The organism is Vibrio sp. VB16 (assembly GCF_015594925.2).
Lineage (GTDB): Bacteria > Pseudomonadota > Gammaproteobacteria > Enterobacterales > Vibrionaceae > Vibrio.
Window position 1 is genome coordinate 582,408 of the sequence record NZ_CP087590.1, and the last position, 23,083, is coordinate 605,490.

The 23,083-nt window shown below is 40.8% G+C and carries 27 protein-coding genes and 1 pseudogene; 11 read left to right on the plus strand and 17 right to left on the minus strand.

Annotated elements, in window-relative coordinates; genetic code table 11:
* Window positions 1-46: 46 nt before the first annotated feature.
* Window positions 47-1,918: a replication endonuclease gene (locus IUZ65_RS02815; RefSeq protein WP_195702283.1), complete on the minus strand. Its 1,872-nt coding sequence runs from the start codon at window positions 1,916-1,918 to the stop codon at window positions 47-49.
* A gap of 27 nt (window positions 1,919-1,945) precedes the next feature.
* On the opposite strand from IUZ65_RS02815, the gene IUZ65_RS02820 reads away from it, so the two are divergent.
* A complete protein-coding gene (locus IUZ65_RS02820) occupies window positions 1,946-2,260 on the plus strand; it encodes a hypothetical protein (RefSeq protein WP_195702284.1) in 315 nt (104 codons plus the stop codon).
* On the opposite strand, the gene IUZ65_RS02825 is transcribed toward IUZ65_RS02820, so the two are convergent.
* From IUZ65_RS02825 to IUZ65_RS02835, 3 genes are read right to left on the minus strand one after another with little or no spacing between them, the layout of a single operon-like run.
* On the minus strand, window positions 2,255-2,437 hold the full coding sequence (locus tag IUZ65_RS02825; protein WP_195702285.1) for a hypothetical protein: 183 nt from the start codon (window positions 2,435-2,437) through the stop codon (window positions 2,255-2,257). The genes IUZ65_RS02820 and IUZ65_RS02825 overlap by 6 nt on opposite strands.
* A 2-nt stretch (window positions 2,438-2,439) precedes the next feature.
* Window positions 2,440-2,634, minus strand: coding sequence for a hypothetical protein (locus IUZ65_RS02830; RefSeq protein ID WP_195702286.1), 195 nt, complete (start codon window positions 2,632-2,634; stop codon window positions 2,440-2,442).
* A 37-nt stretch (window positions 2,635-2,671) separates the two neighbouring features.
* Window positions 2,672-2,875 carry a hypothetical protein gene (locus IUZ65_RS02835; protein ID WP_195702287.1) on the minus strand — a complete coding sequence of 68 codons (204 nt, stop codon included), beginning with the start codon at window positions 2,873-2,875 and terminating at the stop codon, window positions 2,672-2,674.
* Between the two features lie 105 nt (window positions 2,876-2,980).
* On the opposite strand from IUZ65_RS02835, the gene IUZ65_RS02840 reads away from it, so the two are divergent.
* Window positions 2,981-3,247, plus strand: coding sequence for a helix-turn-helix domain-containing protein (locus IUZ65_RS02840; RefSeq protein ID WP_195702288.1), 267 nt, complete (start codon window positions 2,981-2,983; stop codon window positions 3,245-3,247).
* On the opposite strand, the gene IUZ65_RS02845 is transcribed toward IUZ65_RS02840, so the two are convergent.
* The gene (locus tag IUZ65_RS02845) at window positions 3,244-3,423 is read right to left on the minus strand and encodes a hypothetical protein (protein ID WP_195702289.1); all 180 of its coding nucleotides are present in this window, start codon (window positions 3,421-3,423) and stop codon (window positions 3,244-3,246) included. The two genes, IUZ65_RS02840 and IUZ65_RS02845, sit on opposite strands and share 4 nt — an antisense overlap.
* A gap of 94 nt (window positions 3,424-3,517) precedes the next feature.
* Here IUZ65_RS02845 and IUZ65_RS02850 point away from each other — a divergent pair, with 94 nt between their 5' ends.
* Entirely contained in the window at window positions 3,518-4,477 is a 960-nt protein-coding gene (locus IUZ65_RS02850) for a phage integrase (RefSeq protein ID WP_195702290.1), read from the plus strand.
* Window positions 4,478-4,488: 11 nt separating this feature from the next.
* Here IUZ65_RS02850 and IUZ65_RS02855 read toward each other — a convergent pair whose 3' ends face one another.
* Entirely contained in the window at window positions 4,489-5,907 is a 1,419-nt protein-coding gene (locus IUZ65_RS02855) for a hypothetical protein (RefSeq protein WP_195702291.1), read from the minus strand.
* Between the two features lie 552 nt (window positions 5,908-6,459).
* Window positions 6,460-7,495, minus strand: a protein-coding gene (locus IUZ65_RS02860; protein ID WP_195702292.1) for an IS630 family transposase whose coding sequence is annotated in 2 segments (ribosomal slippage) — window positions 6,460-7,035 and window positions 7,037-7,495 — 1,035 coding nt in all. Because the reading frame shifts where the segments join, the coding sequence is not laid out codon by codon here.
* Window positions 7,496-7,557: 62 nt separating this feature from the next.
* On the opposite strand from IUZ65_RS02860, the gene IUZ65_RS02865 reads away from it, so the two are divergent.
* Window positions 7,558-7,908, plus strand: coding sequence for a putative quinol monooxygenase (locus tag IUZ65_RS02865; protein WP_195702293.1), 351 nt, complete (start codon window positions 7,558-7,560; stop codon window positions 7,906-7,908).
* A 277-nt stretch (window positions 7,909-8,185) separates the two neighbouring features.
* Here the strand turns inward: IUZ65_RS02865 and IUZ65_RS02870 are convergent, their stop codons facing one another.
* Together IUZ65_RS02870 and IUZ65_RS02875 are read right to left on the minus strand one after the other, a co-directional pair.
* The gene (locus IUZ65_RS02870; protein WP_195705165.1) at window positions 8,186-8,368 is read right to left on the minus strand and encodes a hypothetical protein; all 183 of its coding nucleotides are present in this window, start codon (window positions 8,366-8,368) and stop codon (window positions 8,186-8,188) included.
* A gap of 166 nt (window positions 8,369-8,534) precedes the next feature.
* Window positions 8,535-8,741: pseudogene (locus tag IUZ65_RS02875) on the minus strand (P2 family phage major capsid protein); the annotation flags it as partial.
* 314 nt (window positions 8,742-9,055) lie between these two features.
* On the opposite strand from IUZ65_RS02875, the gene IUZ65_RS02880 reads away from it, so the two are divergent.
* Window positions 9,056-9,571 carry an adenylate kinase gene (locus IUZ65_RS02880; protein ID WP_195702297.1) on the plus strand — a complete coding sequence of 172 codons (516 nt, stop codon included), beginning with the start codon at window positions 9,056-9,058 and terminating at the stop codon, window positions 9,569-9,571.
* 187 nt (window positions 9,572-9,758) lie between these two features.
* On the opposite strand, the gene IUZ65_RS02885 is transcribed toward IUZ65_RS02880, so the two are convergent.
* Window positions 9,759-10,115, minus strand: coding sequence for a hypothetical protein (locus IUZ65_RS02885; protein WP_195702298.1), 357 nt, complete (start codon window positions 10,113-10,115; stop codon window positions 9,759-9,761).
* Between the two features lie 370 nt (window positions 10,116-10,485).
* Here IUZ65_RS02885 and IUZ65_RS02890 point away from each other — a divergent pair, with 370 nt between their 5' ends.
* The gene (locus IUZ65_RS02890) at window positions 10,486-11,427 is read left to right on the plus strand and encodes a sensor domain-containing diguanylate cyclase (protein ID WP_195702299.1); all 942 of its coding nucleotides are present in this window, start codon (window positions 10,486-10,488) and stop codon (window positions 11,425-11,427) included.
* Window positions 11,428-11,549: 122 nt separating this feature from the next.
* On the opposite strand, the gene IUZ65_RS02895 is transcribed toward IUZ65_RS02890, so the two are convergent.
* From IUZ65_RS02895 to IUZ65_RS02905, 3 genes are read right to left on the minus strand one after another with little or no spacing between them, the layout of a single operon-like run.
* Complete coding sequence (locus IUZ65_RS02895; protein ID WP_195702300.1) at window positions 11,550-11,960, minus strand: GtrA family protein; 411 nt, start codon at window positions 11,958-11,960, stop codon at window positions 11,550-11,552.
* Window positions 11,947-13,365: an ArnT family glycosyltransferase gene (locus IUZ65_RS02900; RefSeq protein WP_195702301.1), complete on the minus strand. Its 1,419-nt coding sequence runs from the start codon at window positions 13,363-13,365 to the stop codon at window positions 11,947-11,949. Before IUZ65_RS02900 ends, IUZ65_RS02895 begins: the two co-directional genes overlap by 14 nt.
* On the minus strand, window positions 13,362-14,387 hold the full coding sequence (locus IUZ65_RS02905) for a glycosyltransferase family 2 protein (protein ID WP_195702302.1): 1,026 nt from the start codon (window positions 14,385-14,387) through the stop codon (window positions 13,362-13,364). The genes IUZ65_RS02900 and IUZ65_RS02905 overlap by 4 nt, the downstream gene beginning before the upstream one ends.
* A 124-nt stretch (window positions 14,388-14,511) precedes the next feature.
* On the opposite strand from IUZ65_RS02905, the gene IUZ65_RS02910 reads away from it, so the two are divergent.
* On the plus strand, window positions 14,512-15,189 hold the full coding sequence (locus IUZ65_RS02910) for a response regulator transcription factor (protein ID WP_195702303.1): 678 nt from the start codon (window positions 14,512-14,514) through the stop codon (window positions 15,187-15,189).
* Window positions 15,186-16,430: a sensor histidine kinase gene (locus IUZ65_RS02915; RefSeq protein WP_195702304.1), complete on the plus strand. Its 1,245-nt coding sequence runs from the start codon at window positions 15,186-15,188 to the stop codon at window positions 16,428-16,430. The genes IUZ65_RS02910 and IUZ65_RS02915 overlap by 4 nt, the downstream gene beginning before the upstream one ends.
* Here the strand turns inward: IUZ65_RS02915 and IUZ65_RS02920 are convergent, their stop codons facing one another.
* The 4 genes from IUZ65_RS02920 to rdgC form a co-directional block, all read right to left on the minus strand.
* Entirely contained in the window at window positions 16,431-16,685 is a 255-nt protein-coding gene (locus IUZ65_RS02920) for a YfhL family 4Fe-4S dicluster ferredoxin (protein WP_195702305.1), read from the minus strand.
* Window positions 16,686-16,817: 132 nt separating this feature from the next.
* Complete coding sequence (locus tag IUZ65_RS02925) at window positions 16,818-17,051, minus strand: hypothetical protein (protein WP_195702306.1); 234 nt, start codon at window positions 17,049-17,051, stop codon at window positions 16,818-16,820.
* Window positions 17,052-17,237: 186 nt separating this feature from the next.
* Window positions 17,238-18,596, minus strand: a complete 1,359-nt coding sequence (gene trhP, locus IUZ65_RS02930; RefSeq protein ID WP_195702307.1) for a prephenate-dependent tRNA uridine(34) hydroxylase TrhP — start codon at window positions 18,594-18,596, stop codon at window positions 17,238-17,240.
* A gap of 307 nt (window positions 18,597-18,903) precedes the next feature.
* Entirely contained in the window at window positions 18,904-19,818 is a 915-nt protein-coding gene (rdgC, locus tag IUZ65_RS02935) for a recombination-associated protein RdgC (protein ID WP_195704978.1), read from the minus strand.
* 268 nt (window positions 19,819-20,086) lie between these two features.
* Here rdgC and phoB point away from each other — a divergent pair, with 268 nt between their 5' ends.
* The 3 genes from phoB to IUZ65_RS02950 are packed head-to-tail and all read left to right on the plus strand — an operon-like array spanning window position 20,087 to window position 23,083.
* Entirely contained in the window at window positions 20,087-20,776 is a 690-nt protein-coding gene (phoB, locus tag IUZ65_RS02940; RefSeq protein WP_195702308.1) for a phosphate regulon transcriptional regulator PhoB, read from the plus strand.
* Window positions 20,777-20,797: 21 nt separating this feature from the next.
* Window positions 20,798-22,096 (plus strand): phosphate regulon sensor histidine kinase PhoR, encoded by a 1,299-nt coding sequence (gene phoR / locus IUZ65_RS02945; protein WP_195702309.1) that lies wholly within the window; start codon window positions 20,798-20,800, stop codon window positions 22,094-22,096.
* Between the two features lie 15 nt (window positions 22,097-22,111).
* Complete coding sequence (locus IUZ65_RS02950; protein WP_195702310.1) at window positions 22,112-23,083, plus strand: PstS family phosphate ABC transporter substrate-binding protein; 972 nt, start codon at window positions 22,112-22,114, stop codon at window positions 23,081-23,083.

A 23,083-nucleotide genomic window follows, 5' to 3' on the forward strand; every position in this document is an offset into this window, starting at 1 on the left:
CGTTAGTTTATTAGATTGCCCCTGATTCACATCGTTGGCGTGTTCGTTAGTTCACCAATAAACGGTTATTGGTGAATGAAATATTGGTGTACCGGTCAATGGATACTCTTGAACCTCTCATCAAAGGAACAATAAGACATTGAACTCCTTTAACGCTCCATCCGGTCACGGTCATCAACTCTTTTTCAAGAGGCGAAATCTTGATTTCTTGGGGTTGGTTACAGTTATTTTCAGTGCTCCGAGACGGGACTCCGTCCCTTTTTTGGGTTGCTTTTAAATCGGATTTTTTAATGATTTCCCACTGCGCTTTGACCGTTGAAATACAATGACTCATGAACGAAAAGCCTACTATGTGCTTTACCGTTTCAAAGTATCGATTCTCTTTCTCTTCATACTGAATTTGGGCATCACCGATACCTTGAACGAAGCTTTTCCAACGAGATTTATCTGCATGGCCGTGAAGCTCTGTTAATTCGTCACATTTGAGTGCTTTAATTTCCTCGGTTGAGGTTTTTCGTAGTGCGCGCCAAATAGAAACAGGCGCACCACCGAATTGTTGAAACTGACGAATACGCCAAAGGGATGCCCAAGCGCGCACCGACTGCGCGGCCTTTTTGTCGGCCTCAGACATATGGGAGCCGTTAAGGTTTTTAGCAATATATTTTGCGATGTATGCAGTCGCGCCACCTTTGGAGGGGTCGCAGTATTTGCAGTCAAAACGCGCTCTTAATACCGGCTTATTTCGCTTTATCAATTTTCCGTTAACGGTCTTGTAGTACAGCTCATCTTTATCTTCTTCAATGGCAATGTTTCGCAAGGTAGAAATAATCAGTTCCTTTTCTTCTTCTTTGCAAAATAAGAAATAGTGCGCGTGTGCGGTGCCGTCTTTGTGTGGTTCGGCCACTCGAAAACCAAAGTAATCTATCCCTTGTTTAGCGAGTATTGCTCTGCCTCGTGACCACTGTTTCATGAGGTTCTTGTGACCGTCTTTCGGATTGGCACCATTCCAATTTTTACTATTGCGATGATACTTACTGGCAAGTGTCCAACTTACAAAAGCGGCGGTATAACCTTTGCTGTCGGCCAGCTCTTCAAAGCCTCGGCTTCTCACCATCATTTCAATCCGGCGATTCTCTGGGTTTGATGTGCTCGCCATAAAGACATTTTCTAGATCAACGCTGATATCCTCATCGGCGTTATAGATACAATAATCGGCTAGGAATTTGGCTTGTTTATCTTGGGCTTCTAGAAAGTTGTTAAGTGTCATCACACTAACGTATTTTGATTGATGAGCTTTACTGCCCACTCGACTAAGTGAGATCTGTGAGTACTCGATGTACTCAAACTTTAAGCGCTCTAATCTGTCATTTATCCAATCGTCCGTGGTCATTTTAGTCAGTGCGGAAAAGTACTGTTCGAAAGTAGGGTGTTTGGGTAATTTAGGCAGTGCTATGTAATATCGACGGACTGATTTAGCCAATGTATTACACAGTAAACGAAGGTGATGTTCATCCCCATCACCTTCGCATTCAAGAATTAATTTTTTTAGGTGTGTCACTAACGACAAACCAAACTCCTTACGCTTCTCATCAATCATCAATATATCGTGTGTTAAGGCGTGCATGTTTGACTTGATACTGGTTTGAATTTTTCCGATGCGCCTTTTTTTTCGCTCTGTATAACGAGATATTTTTTTGTATTCTTGGCGGTCAATTCGACGGCTAGCGAAGGGATAGCGTTGTTCAATGTGCTCTGCAGATTTAAAGCTATTTTTTGTAGTTTCCATCGCGAACTGTTCGAGAGTCCTTGAGGTGGAATTTTTGCGTTTAGAACGAGCGTATACTTTTTTGTTTATATCTTTAACGACAAACTTTGGCAGGGTTGGATAAAAGTGAGTTTGAAAGCTTGATACAATCATCGTGTCATCCATGTAAAGGAAAGTGATATGAAAACAAATCTAGTGTTCGCGTCAGATAGAGATGCGGTGATTCGTGTTGATATAGAGCTTATGGCATTTCTTAATAAAAGAACGTCAACGGATTGTGGTGGGCATTCTATGAGATTCGCTATTTTAGATAGACCATGGAAAACACCTAGAGACCCCGAGCCATACCGCGTAATAGAAGTCGAAGGAATGCATTCAGGTATTGCAATCACCGAAAAGCTCGATAGCTTAGGATTCATATGCATCAACAAAAAAGACAACTACCCAACCAAGGGTTTTGATATGATTTATGTGTATCCATTGTCCAAATCATGATTGGACCGTTCTTTTTAAACCATGTTTTTCACGTAATTTATCTAAAAGATATAAACCGCGCTTGCACTTCTTAGGGTCAAAATCGACCATTCCCGCCATGCTTTTACATGGCTTATGAATCGGGTCTGTAATGGGTAAGTCAACAATTGATTTACCCACGTTGTAATCAATATCCATGGTTAATCCTCCACACTTTCCATTAGTTCAATAGCATCAATGGCTTGTTCTCGCATGTTGAACCAAAATACAAACTCATCAGATAACGGTTTAGATTCAGGTAATGAGTTAAGGTTTTTGTTGATCACTTCGTAGAATTTTTTTGCTTCACTCGAATGTGAAAAATCCATATTGATGCTGTGTAGTGGTGTGTCCATGATTCGTGCTCCTGAAATAGGTAAAAAAATGAAGTCTTTATTTCTTTGATGTAGGAACAGTAAATTGCCCAGCATCGATTCTTCTTTGTAATTCATGACAATCTATCAGGTAGGTACTACCTGCTATTTCATTAGGCAAAACAGGGATTTCTTCTTGCTGTATTGCTCTTAAAATAGCCGTCCGTGACCACCCAGTAACTTCGACTAACTTCTTGATTGTCATGAAAGGCGGTAAATACATGGCACTCCCGTTTTGCTATCATGTGGGTTTATTTGTAGCTATGTGTCGTGGTGTTCGTATGGATACTTTTTCATAGTGTATCCATATGGATACTAAGAGGTCAATATGGAATTAGGTCAAAAAATAAAACAGATGCGGATATCTGAAGGGTTAACACAAAAGAACTTTGCTGAAATTGTCGGTATACCTTTGATATCATTAAAAAATTATGAGTTATCTAGGAGAAGTTCAATAAACTCTACCAATTTGTTAAAAATCACGACCCACTTCCAATTTCAGAAATATACGCTTTGGTTAATGACGGAAAATTTTGATACTAGCAAGGCGGAACAAATAGCCCCGCCTGCGATTGATGGTATAGAGGAGTATTAACTTTCTTGGATGCGCTCTAGTTTTGATTGGATGGTTTTTAATTCGTAAGAGAATGCTTCCATATCTGAATTGGTTGGGTCGACCTTGTTGGTGTCCCATGCACCAAGCGCATTTGAGAGCATTTCGACTTTAATAATAATATCTTCAAGTGCTTGTTTTTGTTTTAAGTTAATCATGTCTTTATCCCATAGCTATAAACAAGCTGTGGTTTGTACAATATTGCCAATTGTTGGTTTGCGCAGAGCAACTCATCACGGGAAATATAAGATAATGATAGAAAAAGATGCGAGTGGGTTCTATTTTTTTGTAGAAGAACCGAAGCGATCATTTAGGTTAGAGCGTGACGCATTACAGTATGCAAAACGCTTACAGCTTCAAGCCGAACGAGATAGTGATAAAATTCAAGACAACCGTAGGTTAGAAGAGTTAATCACGCTTTGGTATCGTCTGCATGGAAAAACACTGCGTGACCATGTTCGTTTAAGAAAACTTCTTTACCGATTAAGTGACCAACTTGGTAACCCTGTTGCACGGCAATTTACCAGCGAACTGTTTGCCGAGTACCGCGAACGCAGGGCGCAAGATGTTAGCACCACAACTGTAAACAGAGAGCACGCTTACTTAAGGGCTGTTTTCAATGAACTATCCCGTCTTGGTGTTATCGATTATGACAACCCACTTAAACTTATTCGCCAGTTCAGGGAGCGAGAAGGGGAGCTGCGTTTTCTTAGCCATGAAGAGATAAGTAAGCTTTTGGACACCTGTGATCTATCTACTAATAAATCTTTGATTTATGTAGTTAAGATCTGTTTGGCTACGGGTGCTCGGTGGAGTGAAGCGGAAAACCTGAAAATGTCGCAAGTCGCTAACGGCCGGATCACTTATCTAAATACTAAATCAGGTAAGAACCGTTCAATTCCTATCAATGATTCGTTGTTAAATGAGCTTCAAGCATTGGGTAGGTCAGGGGATGAACGGTTGTTTTTGTCTAGCTTAAGTGCGTTTCGTAAAGCGGTGCAAAAAGCAAAAATAAGCTTACCAAGGGGACAAATGTCTCACGTTCTACGCCATACGTTTGCAAGCCATTTTGTTATGGGAGGAGGGAACATAGTTGTTTTAAAAGACATTCTTGGTCATAGCGAAATTACTACAACCATGCGCTATTCGCATCTTGCGCCTAGTCATTTAACGGATGCCGTTAGACTGAATCCTTTGAACCAACATATGTAGTGTTTTTCTTGTTATGATTCGTTTTTGAGTGTTTTACTTGTAGCCTTTTCCTTTGGAATTTCAGGGAAGTTAACTCTTCCAATACTGCTCAATATAGTTTTCCTACATTTCGTAGCGAACCTTAAGTCTTTGTTATCTGAAAGGTATTTGGCCACCATAAACAAATCAGGTGTAAACAGTAAAGCTGTGGAATTTGTCTTAGACGCGGTATGACATTTAGTAGTAAAAGGATCATTTCTTTCACTTAGTTCTTGAAGTCTGTAGGCATTGCCAAATAAAACAGGCTTAGCTGGCGATTCAACTTCTTCTCTTTCAAGATCCTCATGAATATTAAGTGCCAACTGTCTAAGCTTATCTATATTAATCGCTTTATTATCTTTTCCTTCAGCTTCACCAATAAGGCGGCCTTCTTTAGATTCAAAAACAGCATCAAATTCAGATTCACTATTTTCAAACTGTGAAACCGAGAAGCCTAGTTGTTTTAATGCGTCTAAAATTGAAAACTCTAAAGGTTTACCCTTTTCAAATAAGAGGTTTCTTAATGTTCCACTATCTTTCAGTTTGTTGATAATAGATTCTTTTTTTAGTTGAATTTGTTCAAGCTCAGACTCAACCTTAAGTAACTGTGTATCTAATGCATCTTCTGATTTAAGTTTATAATCTTTTGATTTACACCACTCAGGTTCAGCAGTGACTTCACCGGTGTTTTTTATGGCTTTTTCTAACGTTACAATTGATTTGATGAGTCTTGAAGCAAATTTTCCCGATTCATTAGTCCAGTCTCCTTCATGATCCAAAAAGTTATCTGGATAAAAGTCCATATAAGGAAGAAGTATTAAGGTTCCGTTTGAACTTTTATGCCTGACAATAGAGCCGACTGCTTTATCACCGTTCTTTGTAAGTAAACATGGTGGAACTTTATCTCCAAGAGTTACTTTATAGCAAGATTCCTCCGAAAATTCTTTCCAATATGAAGCGATCAATTCTGAGCTTTTTGGAGCAATCTTAATTTCATGCCCTTGAGTTTTAACTACATCTAATTCAGCAGGGATTATTTTATAATTATCATAGGCTCCTACATGCCTTGTTGTTTGCCGATTCTTTCCTGTTCCTGAAAATGATTTTTCCCCTGTAGCTATGAATACTTGTGTTAGTTCAGAAAGGAAAACAACTACTGTTTTGCCGCAGTCTACAGATTCAAGTATCTCTCTTCTCCAATGCTGAATCCTGTCCTTCAGCTGGAAAGATTTATGATCAGTTAAACATGGTTTACCTTCAAACATATCACTGTACGAAATAAATTCACTAATATCTGGTTTGAATAAAATGATGTCAAAATCTAACAATGATGAATCGCTATTGAATTCGCAATGATTGACATTGTCGTTGTTCAATTCGAAGCCAATCGTAACAATATTTTTTTGTGCCATTTATCGATATATCCTAAGGAAAACATAACAGTATTTATTTGGACATTGCCCATGAAACAATGTTTTTCTAAGTAGAAATACTATGCGATTTTATTTTATTTTGCAGCTAAATACTTAACTTTGTTCATATTCTGAGAGGAAAGTTGGTTATCTGTATTATTTGGCTGTGGCTTTAAATTTTTAGGGCGTAATTTTTAATCCCAACACAACCCCTCTTACTTCCAGATATTTGCATGTTTCAGTCTATCTATTCACTTCCGCCCTTCCTCGTTAAAATGTGTTTGAATCTATTTTCATGTGCAGATCTACATGCTACGACTACATATACCTATATACACCTGATATGATATTTCCCCTTTTTTTAACCTATTGATTTATTAGGTGCGTTAAGGGTTTTCCAAATCCGCGTGTTGGGAGTTCGAATCTCTCCACCCCTGCCATTACAATTGCATATTTATGCAAAAAGAAAGCCCACTCTTCGGAGTGGGCTTTTTGTATTTAACGCTATAAAACATGGCATTTTTAGAGGCAGTATTATACCATTCCGGAAAATTAACTGGTCAGGTCTATCCAGCTTCTAGAACACATTTCCGTGACTCTCTTTGAGCTTTCTAAAAAGCCATTCCATGCGGTGCATATTTGAGAAACTATATCGTCATAGCGCTCAAAACTTTGGTTGGCGAGGTAATGTTGTCGTAGCCAACTCCAAACTTGCTCGATAGGATTCAACTCCGGGGAATATGGTGGAAGTTTGATGATACTGACATTATCGAATTGGTTAACGATATCTTCGGTATGCCATCCTGCACCATCCATTATCACCACTGCATGACGCCCAATTTGGGTCATTTCAGATATCTGTTTCAAGTGTTCAATCATAATATCTTTATTGACCCAAGGGACGACCATTGCCTCACCTATACCTCTTGCGGGACAAACGGAACCAAACAGATAGGCGTATTCAAATTGCTGTTGTTTCACAACTCGAGGCCGAGTTCCTCGTTCTGCCCAAAGTCGTGTTGTCGTGTTTTGCTGGCCGAATCTGGCTTCATCCTGAAACCAAACATCAACGTGCTCAAGCCTTATGTGACCAGGGATCTTGAGGATCGTTTCAATTTTGAATTTTTTTAAAATCGTCCTGAGCTTGTGGCGATTGTTTAGGGTGTTTTGAGCGTGACGTTATCCAAGAAAAGCCCATATGCTCGAGCAGATAGTAGATGGAGTTTGGGTGATAGTGCTTATCGAAATTATTAATTATGTAAGCGTGTATATCACTGCCAGTCAGTCGACCACCTGATGAGTTTTCAGCTTCTGTTTTGATGTATTGGCTGAGTTGCTCACGTTGAGCCAGAGTCAAAAATGCTGGTCTTCCAGTTCGTGGTTTTTCTTGGAAACCATCGATACCTTCTTCTAGAAAGATTTGAACCCATTTATTCACGCTGGTTCTGCTCACTTTAAGAGATTTTGCAATTTGGGTTCTAGAAGCTCCGTCTTTGAAGTGTGCCAAGGCCAAAAAACGCATTTTCATCTGCATAGATTTTTGCTGACTAGCAAGCTTTTTGAAGTCGATATTATTGAGGCTTTTCATAGTGATAATAAGTTTGTTTCAAGTAGCCTCAATTAGATCATATTTTTACTTTAATTGGTATTATGACAAGTCGAGTTTACGTTCTAGCCCAATTTAAACCCAAAGAAAATAAAGAAGCGGAATTGTTTGAAGTGCTTAAGGCGCTTGAACCAGATGCGAATAGAGAAGAAGGTTGTGTTCAATATCTTTTGACTCGTCAAATATCTCACCCTAGTGCAACAAGAAACGAATACACAATCGTCTTTAACGAGATTTGGAAAGATGCTGAATCTTGGGCGGCGCACGGACGTAGAAAACAAATACAGAACTTTTTCGATACTCAGGTTGTCGCTGAGACAGGCCTAGTTGATGATGCGATAGTGACGGCCTATACGGATGAAGCAGAGAACTATGATGCTCCGATATTCGAGTAGCAGAGTTTAGTTTATAAACGAGGCCGCTAATTTAGCGGCCTTTTTGTATTTTGTCGTCGTAACACTTCAGAGATAAACGTCTTCTTCATCTATGTCTGGCTTATTTGTCAGTGCATCAGCCTGTAGGGTGAGGCTGTCGAGTTGGGCCGATAACTTGGTTATTTTGCTTTTTAACACGCTAATTTGGTCTTCTTTTTCATAGAATGAATTCTTCTCTACAACCCTATTGCTAGACGTTGCCGAAAGGTGAATTTGAATGGTACCCAGAGAGGATGGACTATCCGTTAAAGCAAGACTTACCAGTGCCTGCAAACTCTTCTATATACTCACAAGCACTATGTAACCGTTGTCCTTGCACAACGGTACGCAGTAGCTTTGAGTTAGGCTTTAGCACGGCATACAGCTTGTTTCCCTGCTTTTCTAGCGAAGCAACAGAGCCGAGCGCATCGCCGAACTGCACCTGGTCTTTTTTATTCGAGCGGTATATACGCTTGGGTTATAACTCTCGGCCATTTCATCAATAATTTGCTGACTAATTTCTTTACCATTAACGGCGATTCCGGCGGTTAGAATGCAGATTTGATCGGATATAAACATATTTGTCTCTCTGGCGAATTATCCTAGTGTTACGCCCACACGTCCGTACCCAGTTTTTTCAACTTCACATTATCGAATTCGATAGTGGCCGCTTTGCCAAGTTGCTCGACCACATACGCCATGTTCATTGACTCGAAGCTTTCCACACGGTTTTTGCTGTCGTTACGCTTACCAGCGGACTTTCTAATAGTGTCGCCTTGAATGTAGATAGAGAGGTCGTCGAAACTGGTCACCATAAACGCTATACGCTAAAAAACCAATCTACGATAAGTACGGCTTAGAGACGCTATTGAATTATTGAGAAGAACTCGCAAAGGTATAATCCTCTGTGCAGACGAGTCAGGGGATGTTTTTTATAGTATCCATTGACAATCAGGTCCCCTTATATGAGAGTGGTTGAATGAATACAAATGTAGAGCAACATACAGTACGAATTATCATCATTCCATAGGAATGGTGGGACTTCTGATGCGCTTTTTATTTGTCTAACCCACCCATAAGGTGGGTTTTTTGTATCTGCCTGATGAGTATTATCTCACTAGGAGCTGACATGAGAAAAATAGCCGTTTTTGGTAAGCCGGGCAGTGGAAAGTCTACGGTAAGTAAATCGTTAGCTTTAGCGACAGGTATACCACTTCATCAGTTAGATTCAATAGTTTATAAGAAGAATGGCGAACTTGTAGAACGCGAAATATTTGATGAAGCACACGAAAGTATTTTGTGCTCGGAAAGTTGGATCATTGATGGTTTTGGACCTATAGGCTCATTTAACAAACGTCTGGAGGTGGCGGATACATTAGTTTATATCGATCTCCCGTATCCAGTTAGTTATTGGTTTGTTACTAAGCGCTTTCTCAAGGGACTCTTTGTAAAACCAGAAGGTTGGCCTGATGGTAGTTCAGTACTGAAAGGAACAATGGAAAGCTACAAAGTATTAAGGCTATGTCCAAAGTTCTGGAATGATGACTTTATGTCTAGGTTAAAAGAAAAATCGAATAGTAAAGATGTCCACGTAATCAGAACCGTTACCGAGTTGAACCATTTTGTCTTACAGCAATTAAAGTGATACGCATAGAACAAACATTTTTGGGTATCAAGACTCGCTTACTTATGCGGATGAATCTAACAAGATTAAGCAACTGTCCAAAAGTGAGTGAAGATTGTTGATTTTAATTAAATGATTCTGTAATTGAAGGGCCTCTAATCTAGCGGCCTTTTGTTTATTTGAAGCCCTTACTATCGAACTCTCTCTATTATGCTGTTTTCTCGCCAACCTTGAAGAATGACAGTTCATCGTTTAATTCTTCGGTTAGCTCATTTATCGTTTGATTGGCGCGATTAGTGTCCTCGATACCATTAAGATTACTTTGAACAAGGTTGCTGATATCCTCTAATTGATTTGAAATATCTAACGTTACCGCGCTCTGTTCTTCTGCTGCTGTAGCTACTATTGAATTCACCTCTGAGATGGCCAATACTCTGTCGGATACATGTTTAAAAGACTCGGTTAATTCAGCCGTCGTTATTTGTGCAATAGTGGTTAACTCAACATTTCTCGCCGTCGATGATAACTCGGTAGCGGCAGTTGCTACCTGCTCTACAGAAGACATTTATTCAAGTGAATTGACTTTGTTTTTATCGATAGAGGACGCTATCTCTTCCTGTTTTGCCGAGAGAGACTTCATTTTATGTTGACTCTCAAACGTAACCAGAGACAGCCTTTTCCCTTGTTATTAAACATTGATTTTTAGGGCGGTAAAGGGAGGTGAAATTTACCTGTTGAGTAAGGGGACTTTTCTTCGTCTACCATAATTAAAGGTTTTATCAAAACGGCTGAAGTGTTCTGAACGGTAATGTTAAAAAATACTTCGTGTTTATAAAGTGTTTGCTCTATTCAGAAAGTGTTTTGTGGAATGCATATCACTTTTGACACAGTGCTCATGTATACTGGTGAAATTACTTACTAATACTAATTGACGCATGGAATGCAAAGATAAGTTACTTACGCGGTATTATACGGTTTTGGATTCGCTTCCTGATCACGTATTTATTTTCTCCGAATCAGGCATCTATATCGATGTTTACGGAGGGGAAGATAATAGAACGGGTTTCGATTGTAAGCCATTTATAGGTCGCTCTTTGTATGATGTTGCTCCTCCGGAGATGGCCACTCAGTTTCATTCCAATATTCGTCGCGCATTAGATGAGAATGCAACGCAGTTTGTTCAATATCACTTTGCTAATCAAGATATGATTATGCTCCCTAATGATGTTACCCCTCCCAAAGAACTATGGTTTGAAGGCACGATTAAACCATTACCTATCACTGAGAATGGTGAGAGAACTGTCGTTTGGATGGCTCGAAATATCACGCATCGTTATTATTTAGAGGAACGACTCAAAAGGTTATCTGAAACCGATGAATTGACCGGTATTTTGAACAGAAGAGCCTTCATGTCTCATCTTGCCGAAGAACTTAAAAGGTATCACCGGTATCAAACGAATGTGACGTTATTGATGCTGGATATTGATCGATTCAAGAATGTGAATGATCAATTGGGTCATCAATCTGGGGATGAAGTAATAAAACATATCGTGAATTTGTGCCAATTGGGAATTAGAGAAGTCGATTGTTTGGGACGAATTGGAGGAGAAGAGTTTGCTATTGTCTTAGGGCATACTGAAATGGATAGGGCGGTCGATATTGCCGAAAGAATCAGGAAGTCAGTGTCATCTTGTCCGTGTGAGATCGATGGTTACATGGTTAATGTGACGGTGAGTATCGGTATTTCTCGGTTGATAAACACGGACGATAATATTAAGTTTATTTTGTCGAGAGCGGATAAAGCGATGTATTACTCAAAAGGTGACGGTAGAAATAAAGTCACGGTTTATAGGGACAATTTAAGCGACCTTTCATAACCACCTTCATCATTTTTTTTTCGTTGTATGCATTTACTAAGTGTACATCTTGAGTCCCTTTAATATGTACACGTTCGTCCGGTTAATTTAACTACTCTAGATGTTATAAATAGAAATCACCTTCACTGATTTGAATTCGGTTCGCGTGTCGCGAATACCCATCGTTCACTTAACAAAAAGTTGCTTACCATACCGGTCAATACGCCGAGGGCGAGGGCGATATAAACACTCAGAAAATAACTATTAATCAAGCTCATAACGAGCTTGAAAACTAAAAAATTAGGTATTGCAGAAAAGCAAGCGACAGAAATAAATCTTTGCCATTGTATAAGCTTGTTGCTTGTACATTGGCTAGAAAATGTAAATAGTCGATTCCCTAACCATGTTGTAGTGGCAGCAACGATAAATGCGAACAGTCTAGCAACCATCATGTCGAGTTCAAGTATTTGGTAAAGTAAGATAAATACCAAGGTGTCGACGACAAAACCGACACCGCCAACGAAGGCAAACTTCAATAATTTAGTTGCGTCCATAACTGACCTGACAGTGATAGAGTGTGCGCTTTGAATTTGCGATGAAATCGGTACTGCAACTCAGGTTCTCCTCTGCCATTAACGGCTCTACGCTATTTGCGTTACCAATGAGATAGTAGTTGTTAAGTCCAGTCAGCATATCAACAGAGTCGAGCTGTTTAGCTTTGCCATTGCTGTAAAATTGTCCAGAAAATGGGCGTTTGCTGACGTAGAAAACAGGGGAGTCAGTTGTAATCTGATTGAAAATAACTCGGTCACTTTTCTCATCGGCCTTTCCTAAGTTCAGGACCAGCATCGCAACCATTAATAGTACGGGTAATACAGCCGCTGTTCCTGAAAACCACCTGAAATCCTTATTAGTAACCAGCGATGCGACTAATAACCCTAACGCAGGCACTCCTGGCAGTATGTAGGCGGGTAGAATATTGCCTGCCATAGTAAATAAAATGAGAGGGGACAATAACCATAAGAACAGAAAGCTGGTTAATCCTTTGTGAGAAGCATGTATTGGGCTGTTGTTCTTTCGACGAACCCAGAGTAAAACGGGTAATACTACTGACCATGGAAGTGCAGATTCTAGCCAGAACAGCCAGATCATGCCTCTTGGTTGATCATGGGCAGAACCGTATAAATCGCCTTCCCATCCACTGACGAAGAAACGCTTAAAGTGTTCACCGACAATGAAATAGTCGATAAAGCCTGGCGTGGCGAGTTCCGCTAAAAAATACCATGGAAGCGCAATAGCAAGCATAAGCACGATGCCTGTTACCAATGGAAAGCGACGTTTAAACTCTATAAATGCCCCAACGAATCCATGTTGTAAAACTAACCAAGGGAAAACCGCGATACCGGTAATGACTAGTGCTACGGGTCCTTTGGCTAATAAGCCACACGCAAGGCCGACAAAAAATAGGTATCCCCACCTTTTTGCTTTATCTGGTTGAGCTAACCAGCAGTAGTAAAATCCTAACATGGTCATTGTCATAGAAAGAGTTAGTGCCATATCGGTCATTACCGCGCCAGCCGCAATCGAGAAAATGCCACAGGTTGCAAGAACTGTCGCGGCAACCAACGCATTCAATCCAGATTTTTTAGCAAACAAGGCAATTAAGCCAATCGTGAATAAGCCCGCTAACCAGTGAGGAAAGCGCACTGCAAATTCGCTTAATCCGAACACGTTTATCCCAACGGCGCTCATCCACGTGAAAAGGGGTGGTTTTCCCCAAAATGGCACACCATAGTCGAACTGAGGAGTAAGCCAGTTTCCTGTCTCCACCATAAGCCGGGCCATTTCGCCATAGCGCGCTTCAGTGGTGTCCATTAATGGGTACGTTGAAAGGGATATTAAGCGTAATAACATCGCAAAACCGAGCATTAGCCATAAATGATTTTTATTGATATTCACGCGGTATGTCCTAGTTTAACGGTTTGTTTGCTTGCAGGTTGTTCATGAATGGATTGTATTAAATAGAGTGGTCGTTGCTTAGTTTCGATGAAGATCCTACCAATGTATTCACCCATCAAGCCGATACAAAGTAGTTGAATACCACCAAGTGCCAATTGGATCACCATAATTGATGGGTAGCCCGAAACAGGCTCGCCAAGAAAAACAGTTTTAGTGACGATGAATGACCCATAAAGGAAGGCCGCTATAGCGGTTAATGCTCCGATAATGGTGGCAATGCGTAATGGGCGAATGGAAAAAGAAGTTATACCGTCCACTGCTAGTCCCAGCAGTTTAAGGTAGTTCCACTTAGTTTCACCACAAAAGCGTGCATCGCGCTGGAACGTCATCGTGGTTTGTCTAAATCCGGGCCACGAAAAAAGACCCTTCATGTAGCGGTTACGTTCGGGAAGTTGATTGATATGATTCACTACTTCACGGCTTAACAATCGGAAGTCGCCTACGTTTTCAGGTACTTCTAGCTTTGCAATACTATTGAGTAATTTATAGAAACAAGCCGCAGAGAAACGTTTAAACCAGCTTTCACCTAAGCGATCGCTACGTTGCATGTTAACAACATCATTACCTTCTCGCCATTTAGCTAATAAATTTGGGATGAGCTCTGGAGGATCCTGCAAATCGGAGTCTATTAGGATGATAGCTTCGCCCTGGCAGTGTTTTAATCCTGCGCTCATGGCTGACTCTTTGCCAAAATTACGACTGAGTGAGATACAACGTATCAAACTCGAAGAGAGGGAAAAAGATTCAACCAAAGCTTGGCTTTTATCCGTACTACCGTCATCGATATAGACAATCTCACTCACAATTGGTATCTGATCTAATGTAGCGGTTAAACGGCGATGAAACTCAGGTAACACATCTTGTTCATTATAGAATGGTACGATAACAGACAGTGTAATATGGTCGTCTGAATGACACTTAGGGCTGGTTCGTTTTATGCTATGGATAGAATGCGCGGTCATAATTAACTACTCTATAATAAACAACAGAGTGCAATTTAAAGTAAGTGATGTGAAAGAGATGTCGTCGACATATTTTCCACATCAAATAAGCGATCCTTTCTTGAAGGGAACAAGGCGAATTAAGATGAAAAGAGTGTTACTGGTTGAGGATAATCGTGAAATTGCAGGCATGCTATTTGATTATTTTGAAAGCATGAATATGGAACTGGATTACGCTGACAATGGTGCTTTGGGCTTAAAACTTGCTTTGGAGAATGATTTCGACATTATTTTACTCGACTTAATGTTGCCCCGTATGGATGGGTTAGCCGTTTGTAATAAGCTTCGAGAAAGTGGAAAAAATACCCCAATTTTGATGCTCACCGCATTAGATAGTAGAGATGACCAGTTAAAAGGTTTTAAATATGGTGCGGATGATTATCTAACGAAACCATTTGACCTCGATATTTTACATGCACGAATGGAGGCTCTGTTAAGACGCTATAAAGGAAAGGTCTCAAGCAGCAAGCTTATATTTGGTGAAATTACTATTGATCAAAAAACTCGTCGTGCTTACCGTCGAGACAAACTTTTGGCACTCAATCCAACTACCTATACCATTTTAGAACTGCTCTGTTTAAAAGCACCGGATGTCGTGACACGTAACCAGATTGCTTATCAACTTTGGCAGGAAGATGAACCGAATAACGATGTTTTGCGTAGCCATATTTATCAGCTTAGAAATCAGTTAGACAAACCATTTGAATCTGCACTTCTTATCACCATACCCAAGATTGGTTTTAGGTTGGAGAGTGGAGAATGAAAAAGCCACTTTTTATCAGTACTAAAAGCATGACCGGACGACTTGCGATGTTTTTTATCGGCGTCTCTATCATGGTGGGTATTTTTTGCTATGCCATTTTTAGTGTGGCATTGGATTGGTCAGAAGACAGAGTAGGTGAAAGACGAATATTATTCGATAGAGATCAGGCGATAGAACGATTTTTGGCCGGGGAAAAGGGAAAAATAAGACTGGATATTCTTACCGTTGCTTACAATGACCTCTCTTTGGTCCCAGAAGTTCTTGCACAATATATCGAGGGTGAGAGCTACTATTTAGGCGAGACAGAATCTCGTATGCTCTATTTAGGAGAGTATACCGATGATGGGGTCTCGTTTCCTATCCTTCTTGAATCAGAAATAGATCGGGTTGAGTTTAGTGTGGAGGAGCGGGTTTATGCTATTGCTACGGTTATATCTTTGATCGCTTTAATGATGTTCTCCTTTGGTGCATTGCTTTACAAACTTTCTCAACGATTGATTGAGCCGATTAACGAGTTAACACAGCAATTGGAAAATAGTCGAGGCGAATTCAGTCAGGAATTTGAGGTGCCAGATAGCGCTGCTATTGAATTTCAAACGTTAACCGAGGAACTTAATAGCTATCGTTCGGAAATTAAGTCCCTAATTAAGAGAGAACAAGCGTTCGCCCGATATGCAAGCCATGAACTGAGAACCCCACTCACGGTGATGCAAGGATCTACAAAGTTGTTGTTTCGCAGTGAAAAGAATGAATTTCAAGAAAGGCAGATCACCCGGATTAGCGATGCCACCTATCAGATGAGCACCATGGTTGATGCACTACTCAGCTTGGTGCGTTATGAAAGAAGCAAAGACGATGCGCCCGTACGCCGTTTAAAGGCGAGTGAAATTCAAAAAATAGTAGAACAAAATCGGGCTCAAGCGATGGATAAAAAGTTAGATTTTGAACTGGATATTAAAGATGGTCCTCAAGTTCAAGCCAGTGAAGCGGTGCTGAATATGGTGGTTGGAAATCTGATTAGAAACGCCATTGCTGCGACGAACAAAGGCAAGATTAGTATAGAGATGAAACCAGAAAGTTTGTCTGTTCGAGATGAAGGTAACGGGTTAACAGAAACCTATGACGAAAAAGGGCATGGAATGGGGCTGCTTATCGTCGATCACCTCTGTCGCCGTTTCTCATGGGGTTTTGTATTGGAAAATCTTGCTGATGGTGGGTGTGAAGCAAGGATTACTTTCTAGTTAAACTAAACCTTGTATAACAACAAATTTCTCTAAAAGTGCTTCTTCACTTTCTATATGCTTAGGATCAGTGATGATACATTTAGTGATAGGGCAAACTGACTGACAGGTTGGTATGTCGTAGTGGCCTTTACATTCAGTGCAGAGATCAGGGTCAATCTCATAGATTTCGTCACCCATTGAGATTGCCGAATTAGGACATTCTGGTTCACACATGTCGCAGTTTATACAGGTGTCTTGAATTAGCAGAGCCATGAGATATACCTTGGTATCAATACGTACGCACAACGAAGCTCATACGCAATAAGTATCGAGAGCATAATTTTAAAGTGGCGCGAAGTGTACCACAGGCTAGGAAGGTGAAAAACAGGTGATGTCAGGAAATAATTACGCTGCTTTTTTGCTCGCAGTTGACCAAGAGTAGAGGTCATCATCGGTCAGATTGTCAGTAATACGGGCCACAAGATGCAATGCTTGTTTAGTTTGTGATTCGTTGAATACATGATCTGTAATCAGTGCCCATCCACGAACAATACACTGACTTCCAGATTTTATAATCAAATCAGCAAGTTGCTCTTTACTTTTCTCACAATACGTTTCGATTTTGTAGATATCATTCATAATACAGATTCACAATTCCCTGCTTAAATTGATTGGAATCTATTTAACAGAAAACTGCCACTTGGTTGACATGGTGATTAATATGCATAATTCATCACCATATGACAATAGTAAATCTCATATAATCGTTAAAAAATCAGGTTTATTGATAAATAAACCTGATTTTTGATAACGTTTACATACAAATTACTTACCAGTGGGATTTCTGGTATCTTGACCGTTACCAAGATTTCGCATTAGCAGAGCGAATTCTAGGTTCAGTTCCTCTGGGACGGGTATAAATACAAAGTGTCCATTACCTTTTGCATCTTCGATCGATTCAGACTTTCGGTTTTCCATTGTTTCAAGCGTAAAAGTAATGTTTCCATTTGGTGTCATTAACTCTAAGCGATCGCCAACAAGAAATTTGTTCTTAACATCAATTTCTGCCAATTCACCACGGCGTTGACCGGTAAACTCACCGACAAATTGCTGTGTATCAGAAATAGAGTAACCGTATTCATAGTTCTGGTATGCATCGTGAGTATGTCGGCGTAAGAACCCTTCGGTGTAACCACGATGAGCCAAGCTCTCAAGGGTACCGAGTAGATTCTCATCAAAAGGCTTACCTTCCACTGCATCATCGATGGCTTTACGATAAACCTGTGCAGTACGTGCACAGTAATAAAAAGACTTCGTTCGGCCTTCAATTTTTAATGAATGGACCCCCATCTTAGTTAAACGTTCAACATGCTGCACGGCACGAAGATCTTTCGAGTTCATGATGTAAGTACCATGTTCATCTTCAAATGCGGCCATTTTTTCATCAGGGCGATGGCTTTCAGAAAGTAATACAACATCGTCAATCGGTTTGCCAAAGCCAAGTGTATTGTCTGGGCGTTCTGTTGCTTCTTGGATCTCTACTATTTGGCCTGAGTCACTCTCTTCAGCCTTCTCTACGTTGTACTCCCAACGACAAGCATTAGTGCACGTGCCTTGGTTAGGGTCGCGCTTGTTCATGTAGCCTGAAAGTAAGCAGCGGCCAGAGTACGCCATGCAAAGTGCACCATGGACAAAAATTTCAAGCTCTGTTTCTGGGCAATGCTCTCGAATCTCTTCAATCTCTTCTAAAGAGAGCTCCCTTGAAAGGATGACTCGCTCGACACCTTGAGTAGACCAAAACTTAACGGTAGCCCAGTTTACAGCATTAGCTTGCACAGATAGATGGATTGCAACATCAGGAAAAGTCTCTCGGACCATCATGATTAAACCAGGATCCGACATTATCAATGCGTCCGGTCCCATTTCAACAATAGGCTTCAAATCTCGGATAAAGGTTTTTAGCTTAGAGTTATGCGGTTGAATATTACATACCACATAAAGCTTTTTCCCTTGAGCATGAGCTTCATCGATACCGATCTGCAAATTCTCATGATTGAATTCGTTATTACGAACACGAAGGCTATAGCGTGGTTGTCCTGCGTAGACGGCATCGGCTCCATAGGCGAATGCATAACGCATATTTTTAAGACTTCCAGCAGGTGACAGTAGTTCTGGTTTAAACATATTTATATTCTCTAGTCTGATTGCAAGTCAGAATTGCACTACCAAATAGCGCAATAATTGGGAGCGCGAATATTACGCGAAAAGGGGGGAGTTTCCTAGTGGTTTGGGTTTTTAATTGTGTATAAATTGAGCGAGAAATAGGTAGAGGGTGCCGCTTTTATGCGAGTGAAAGTTGCTCGGGTAATGCCATCTAATATTACTATTTTTAAAACTATCATTCCCGTTTTCACGAGAATGATAGTAATGCTGGACTTAATAATGGATAGGGTATTAGAACGACCATCCTAGTCACAGATTTAGGCCAAGATTAAGTGGCGTTATTTGTTAACCCACCTAACTCTTTAAAAAGATTAGGTAAGAAGCTCGCTAACTCTGAACTCATCAAAGAGAAGTCAGCATCAAATCGTGCTGCTCGGTCTTCTCTTGGGATATCTTCATTTTGATCTTTTAAATCTTCATTGAATTTCAAGCGTTTAATACTGCAATCATCGGCTAGAATGAAATCGATATGCTCTTGCCAGTTTAGCGCTAGCTTAGTCACTATCTTATCCGCGTTAATATGGTTAATGATCTCTTCCGAGCTGAGCTCCAGTTTTTTACAACGAATAACGCCACCATCTTCTTTAAGCGATTGCAATTCTGCTTCATTTAGCATGGTGATACCTTGCGGTGTGCTACCCGATTTGACCCACTCAGTCATCAAGCCTTCGAGTGGTTGTTCCGGAATAGCAGGAACAACGGGTAGGCTGCCGATGGTCTTACGTAACAGCGCCAACACATCTTCAGCTTTATTGAAACTACTTGCGTCTACCACGATCAGTTCTTCCTTAGGAAGGATCAATACATTGGTAAATTGACTCTTGCTGAAGGCGCGAGGAAGGAGATCGATAACGATATCTTCCTTAATGTTGTCTTTCTCATTTTTCTTAAGAGGGCGACCTTCTACGAGTTCCATTGCGTCTATTTTTTCGGCCATCGATTCGTTGATAACAGAGGCCGGTAGCATTTTGTCTTCTTTCTTTGCACAGATAAGGATACGGTTCTCTGATACATGAGTAAGCATGTCACCGAATTTGCCCATTACATTACACCAACCAAATTTGCTTTTATCTTGGCTGCTACATGGCGTGAAGCGAAACTCTTCAAGTTGCTTCTCTAGTTGCTCTACATCAAATTCAATATCACGGTTAAAGCGATATACCAGACAGTTCTTAAACCACATAGTCATTCTCTTATCTTAGATTTAGGCGACACATAATAGGGGAATAATCAAAATTTGTTGAGTGCTTTATACCAAGAATCTCTGTTGCTACGAAAAAATGCACAGTGTGCTTTCTATAAGTACCGCTAGGATAGGGTATTTTTAGGCGACGTGAAGATGTGACCACTATGCGACAGTTATGTGAAAAATAGTTTGCAAAGGTCACAAAAGTGTCATACTTAGCGAAGATAATGCTTAGCGTTGATTAAAACTTAAAGGTTGCTCAATTATGTCTAGAAGGATTCTGGTTGTTGAAGATGAAGCACCAATACGTGAAATGTTGTGTTTTGTTCTTGAGCAAAAGGGTTATCAAGCAGTGGAAGCAGAAGACTATGACGCTGCTCTAAATAAACTGTGCGAACCATACCCAGATCTCATATTACTTGATTGGATGTTACCGGGTGGTTCGGGTATCAATCTAATTAAACATCTTAAACGTGAAGAACTTACTCGCAATATCCCTGTTGTGATGTTAACCGCTCGCGGGGAAGAAGAAGATAAAGTTCGCGGGCTCGAAGTGGGTGCAGACGACTACATCACTAAACCGTTTTCACCAAAAGAGCTTGTCGCAAGACTCAAGGCGGTTATTCGTCGAGTATCGCCAACAGCGCTAGAAGATGTCATTGATGTTCAAGGCCTTAAATTGGATCCAGTTTCACACCGAGTAACCGTTAGTGATCAAGCGGTTGATATGGGGCCAACTGAATTTAAGATGTTGCATTTCTTTATGACGCATCAAGAACGAGTCTATAGCCGCGAGCAGTTACTTAATAATGTTTGGGGCACAAATGTTTATGTCGAAGATAGAACGGTCGATGTACATATTCGTCGCCTTCGTAAAGCACTCGAACTCGAAGGACACGACAAGCTAGTACAAACAGTACGTGGAGCTGGCTATCGTTTCTCAACCAAGGCTTAAAGGAACTTTTCGGATAAATAGATGGTAGAGAAGCTAACATGGAAAAAACTAGTCTGGTCACTAGCTTTTTTTTACACACCATGGATTATGATTGGCTGGTTGTTTGGATATATGCCGTGGTTGCTTCTTGCGGCGACGGCTATTCAGCTTTTATGGCATATTCACAATCAGATACGACTATCGACTTGGTTGTGGGATGAAAAGCGTTTAACACCCCCCTCTGGTACTGGCCATTGGGAAGGGTTGTTTAACGGTATCTATCGTTTAGGTCAAAGACAAAGAAAGAAGCGTAAAGACCTGACTAATCTTATCCGGCGCTTTAGAAATGGCGCAGAGTCATTACCCGATGCGGTGGTGGTTTTTCGCGACGAAGGCAATATTGTTTGGTGTAATAAGCTTGCCCAACACCTTTTGGGTTTCCGGTGGCCAGATGATTCCGGACAACCTATTTCTAACCTAATACGTACCCCTGATTTTATTAAATACCTTGGTAATAACGATTTTACAGAACCGTTAGAGATGCGATCTCCCCTGAATGTTGAACGTATGCTTGAGTTGCGTATTGTGCCCTACACGGAAGGTGAGCATTTAATGGTGGTACGTGATGTTACCCAACTTAATCAATTGGAAGGGATGCGTCGTAACTTTTTCGCTAATGTATCTCATGAGCTACGTACTCCCATGACGGTTCTTCAAGGCTATCTTGAGATGACAGAAGACCAAGATATGCTCGTTGGTCCTATGTGGCCCAAGGCACATGGCGTGATGACGGAACAATTGAATCGCATGAATGCATTGGTCAATCAGCTTCTGACGTTGTCTAAGATAGAGGCGGCTCCAATGCACGACCTTGATGAGGTAGTGGATGTACCATCCATGCTCGATGTGTTGGAAAAAGAGGCTCAAGCTCTGAGTGGGGATAGAGGCCATAAATTTGTGTTCGATATCGACCCGTTGTTAAAGATCCTTGGTGATGAAGATCAACTGCGAAGCGCAATATCTAACCTTGTTTACAATGCGGTCAAATATACACCGGACGGTGCGAATGTGCATGTCAGATGGTATCAAACCAATATGGGGGCGCATTTGGATGTAGAAGATAGTGGTGAAGGGATAGAACCTCAACATATCGTGCGACTTACGGAACGGTTTTATCGTGTGGACAGAGCTCGCTCCCGAGAGACGGGCGGCAGTGGGTTAGGATTAGCCATCGTGAAGCACGCATTAAGCCATCATGATTCAGCTTTAGATATCCGTAGTGAAGTCGGTGTAGGTAGTCAATTTTCCTTTGTTTTGCCAAAACGACTCATCGTAAAATAGGAATGTAGTTTAGGAATGAGAGTGGTCACCCGTTTGTCGATAATCCGTTTACTTTTTATCACCTTGAGCTTGTTCAGTGTGAGCCCTCAGGCGTTGGCAAAAGAACTACCGGACTATAATAAAGTATCTGGCTTGTCAGGTAATTTAACCTCGGTAGGCTCCGATACTCTCGCAAGTATGTTATCCCTATGGGGAGAGGCTTTCAAAACGTATTATCCCAATGTTAATGTGCAGGTTCAGGCCTCTGGTTCTTCCACTGCTTCGCCTGCATTAACGGAAGGGACGGCACAATTTGGCCCAATGAGTAGACCAATGCGACTTAAAGAGCTTGAGGCTTTTGAAAGAGAGCATGGGTACAAACCAACAGAATTAAAGATAGCGATTGATGCTATTGGAATATTTGTTCATAAGGACAACCCTATCGAAGGGTTAAGTTTTTTTCAGATCGATAGTATTTTTTCGTCCACGTTACGTTGCGGTAGTAATAAGCCTCTAGAATATTGGTTCGAGTTAGATGTTAAGAGTGAATGGGCGAAACGTCGAATCCAATTATTTGGTCGAAATTCAGTATCAGGGACTTATGGGTACTTTAAGAAAACGGCGTTATGTGGTGGCGATTTTAAACGTAACGTTAATGAACTTCCGGGTTCAGCTTCGGTCGTTCAGGCCGTCGCATCGGGGATTAACACAATTGGCTATTCTGGCGTTGGCTACAGCGTTTCAAACGCAAAACGGTTGCCTATCTCGGTTGATGGTACGCATTATGTCGAGGCGACGAGAGAGACAATTCTGAGTGGTGAGTATCCGTTATCGCGTTTTCTGTATGTGTATATCAACAAACATCCTGGTAAACAGCTATCTCTGATCGAAACGGAATTCATCCGTTTTATCTACTCCAAGCAGGGTCAGATGGTGGTCGAAAAAGATGGATACGTCGCGATTTCTGCCGATTTAGCCAATAAAGAGCTAGAAAATATTGGGTTGTGA

Excerpts from the sequence above, each read along its gene's own strand:
- IUZ65_RS02845 (WP_195702289.1), bottom strand. The coding sequence starts at position 3,423 with ATGATTAACTTAAAACAAAAACAAGCACTTGAAGATATTATTATTAAA.
- IUZ65_RS02950 (WP_195702310.1), top strand. The coding sequence starts at position 22,112 with ATGAGAGTGGTCACCCGTTTGTCGATAATCCGTTTACTTTTTATCACC.
- IUZ65_RS02920 (WP_195702305.1), bottom strand. The coding sequence starts at position 16,685 with ATGGCTCTGCTAATTCAAGACACCTGTATAAACTGCGACATGTGTGAA.
- IUZ65_RS02835 (WP_195702287.1), bottom strand. The coding sequence starts at position 2,875 with ATGTATTTACCGCCTTTCATGACAATCAAGAAGTTAGTCGAAGTTACT.
- IUZ65_RS02895 (WP_195702300.1), bottom strand. The coding sequence starts at position 11,960 with ATGGACGCAACTAAATTATTGAAGTTTGCCTTCGTTGGCGGTGTCGGT.
- IUZ65_RS02820 (WP_195702284.1), top strand. The coding sequence starts at position 1,946 with ATGAAAACAAATCTAGTGTTCGCGTCAGATAGAGATGCGGTGATTCGT.
- phoR (WP_195702309.1), top strand. The coding sequence starts at position 20,798 with ATGGTAGAGAAGCTAACATGGAAAAAACTAGTCTGGTCACTAGCTTTT.
- IUZ65_RS02885 (WP_195702298.1), bottom strand. The coding sequence starts at position 10,115 with ATGTCTTCTGTAGAGCAGGTAGCAACTGCCGCTACCGAGTTATCATCG.
- IUZ65_RS02830 (WP_195702286.1), bottom strand. The coding sequence starts at position 2,634 with ATGGACACACCACTACACAGCATCAATATGGATTTTTCACATTCGAGT.
- IUZ65_RS02815 (WP_195702283.1), bottom strand. The coding sequence starts at position 1,918 with ATGATTGTATCAAGCTTTCAAACTCACTTTTATCCAACCCTGCCAAAG.
- IUZ65_RS02910 (WP_195702303.1), top strand. The coding sequence starts at position 14,512 with ATGAAAAGAGTGTTACTGGTTGAGGATAATCGTGAAATTGCAGGCATG.
- IUZ65_RS02825 (WP_195702285.1), bottom strand. The coding sequence starts at position 2,437 with ATGGATATTGATTACAACGTGGGTAAATCAATTGTTGACTTACCCATT.
- trhP (WP_195702307.1), bottom strand. The coding sequence starts at position 18,596 with ATGTTTAAACCAGAACTACTGTCACCTGCTGGAAGTCTTAAAAATATG.
- IUZ65_RS02855 (WP_195702291.1), bottom strand. The coding sequence starts at position 5,907 with ATGGCACAAAAAAATATTGTTACGATTGGCTTCGAATTGAACAACGAC.
- IUZ65_RS02905 (WP_195702302.1), bottom strand. The coding sequence starts at position 14,387 with ATGACCGCGCATTCTATCCATAGCATAAAACGAACCAGCCCTAAGTGT.
- IUZ65_RS02890 (WP_195702299.1), top strand. The coding sequence starts at position 10,486 with ATGGAATGCAAAGATAAGTTACTTACGCGGTATTATACGGTTTTGGAT.
- IUZ65_RS02865 (WP_195702293.1), top strand. The coding sequence starts at position 7,558 with ATGACAAGTCGAGTTTACGTTCTAGCCCAATTTAAACCCAAAGAAAAT.
- IUZ65_RS02915 (WP_195702304.1), top strand. The coding sequence starts at position 15,186 with ATGAAAAAGCCACTTTTTATCAGTACTAAAAGCATGACCGGACGACTT.
- IUZ65_RS02850 (WP_195702290.1), top strand. The coding sequence starts at position 3,518 with ATGATAGAAAAAGATGCGAGTGGGTTCTATTTTTTTGTAGAAGAACCG.
- phoB (WP_195702308.1), top strand. The coding sequence starts at position 20,087 with ATGTCTAGAAGGATTCTGGTTGTTGAAGATGAAGCACCAATACGTGAA.
- IUZ65_RS02840 (WP_195702288.1), top strand. The coding sequence starts at position 2,981 with ATGGAATTAGGTCAAAAAATAAAACAGATGCGGATATCTGAAGGGTTA.
- IUZ65_RS02925 (WP_195702306.1), bottom strand. The coding sequence starts at position 17,051 with ATGAATGATATCTACAAAATCGAAACGTATTGTGAGAAAAGTAAAGAG.
- rdgC (WP_195704978.1), bottom strand. The coding sequence starts at position 19,818 with ATGTGGTTTAAGAACTGTCTGGTATATCGCTTTAACCGTGATATTGAA.
- IUZ65_RS02880 (WP_195702297.1), top strand. The coding sequence starts at position 9,056 with ATGAGAAAAATAGCCGTTTTTGGTAAGCCGGGCAGTGGAAAGTCTACG.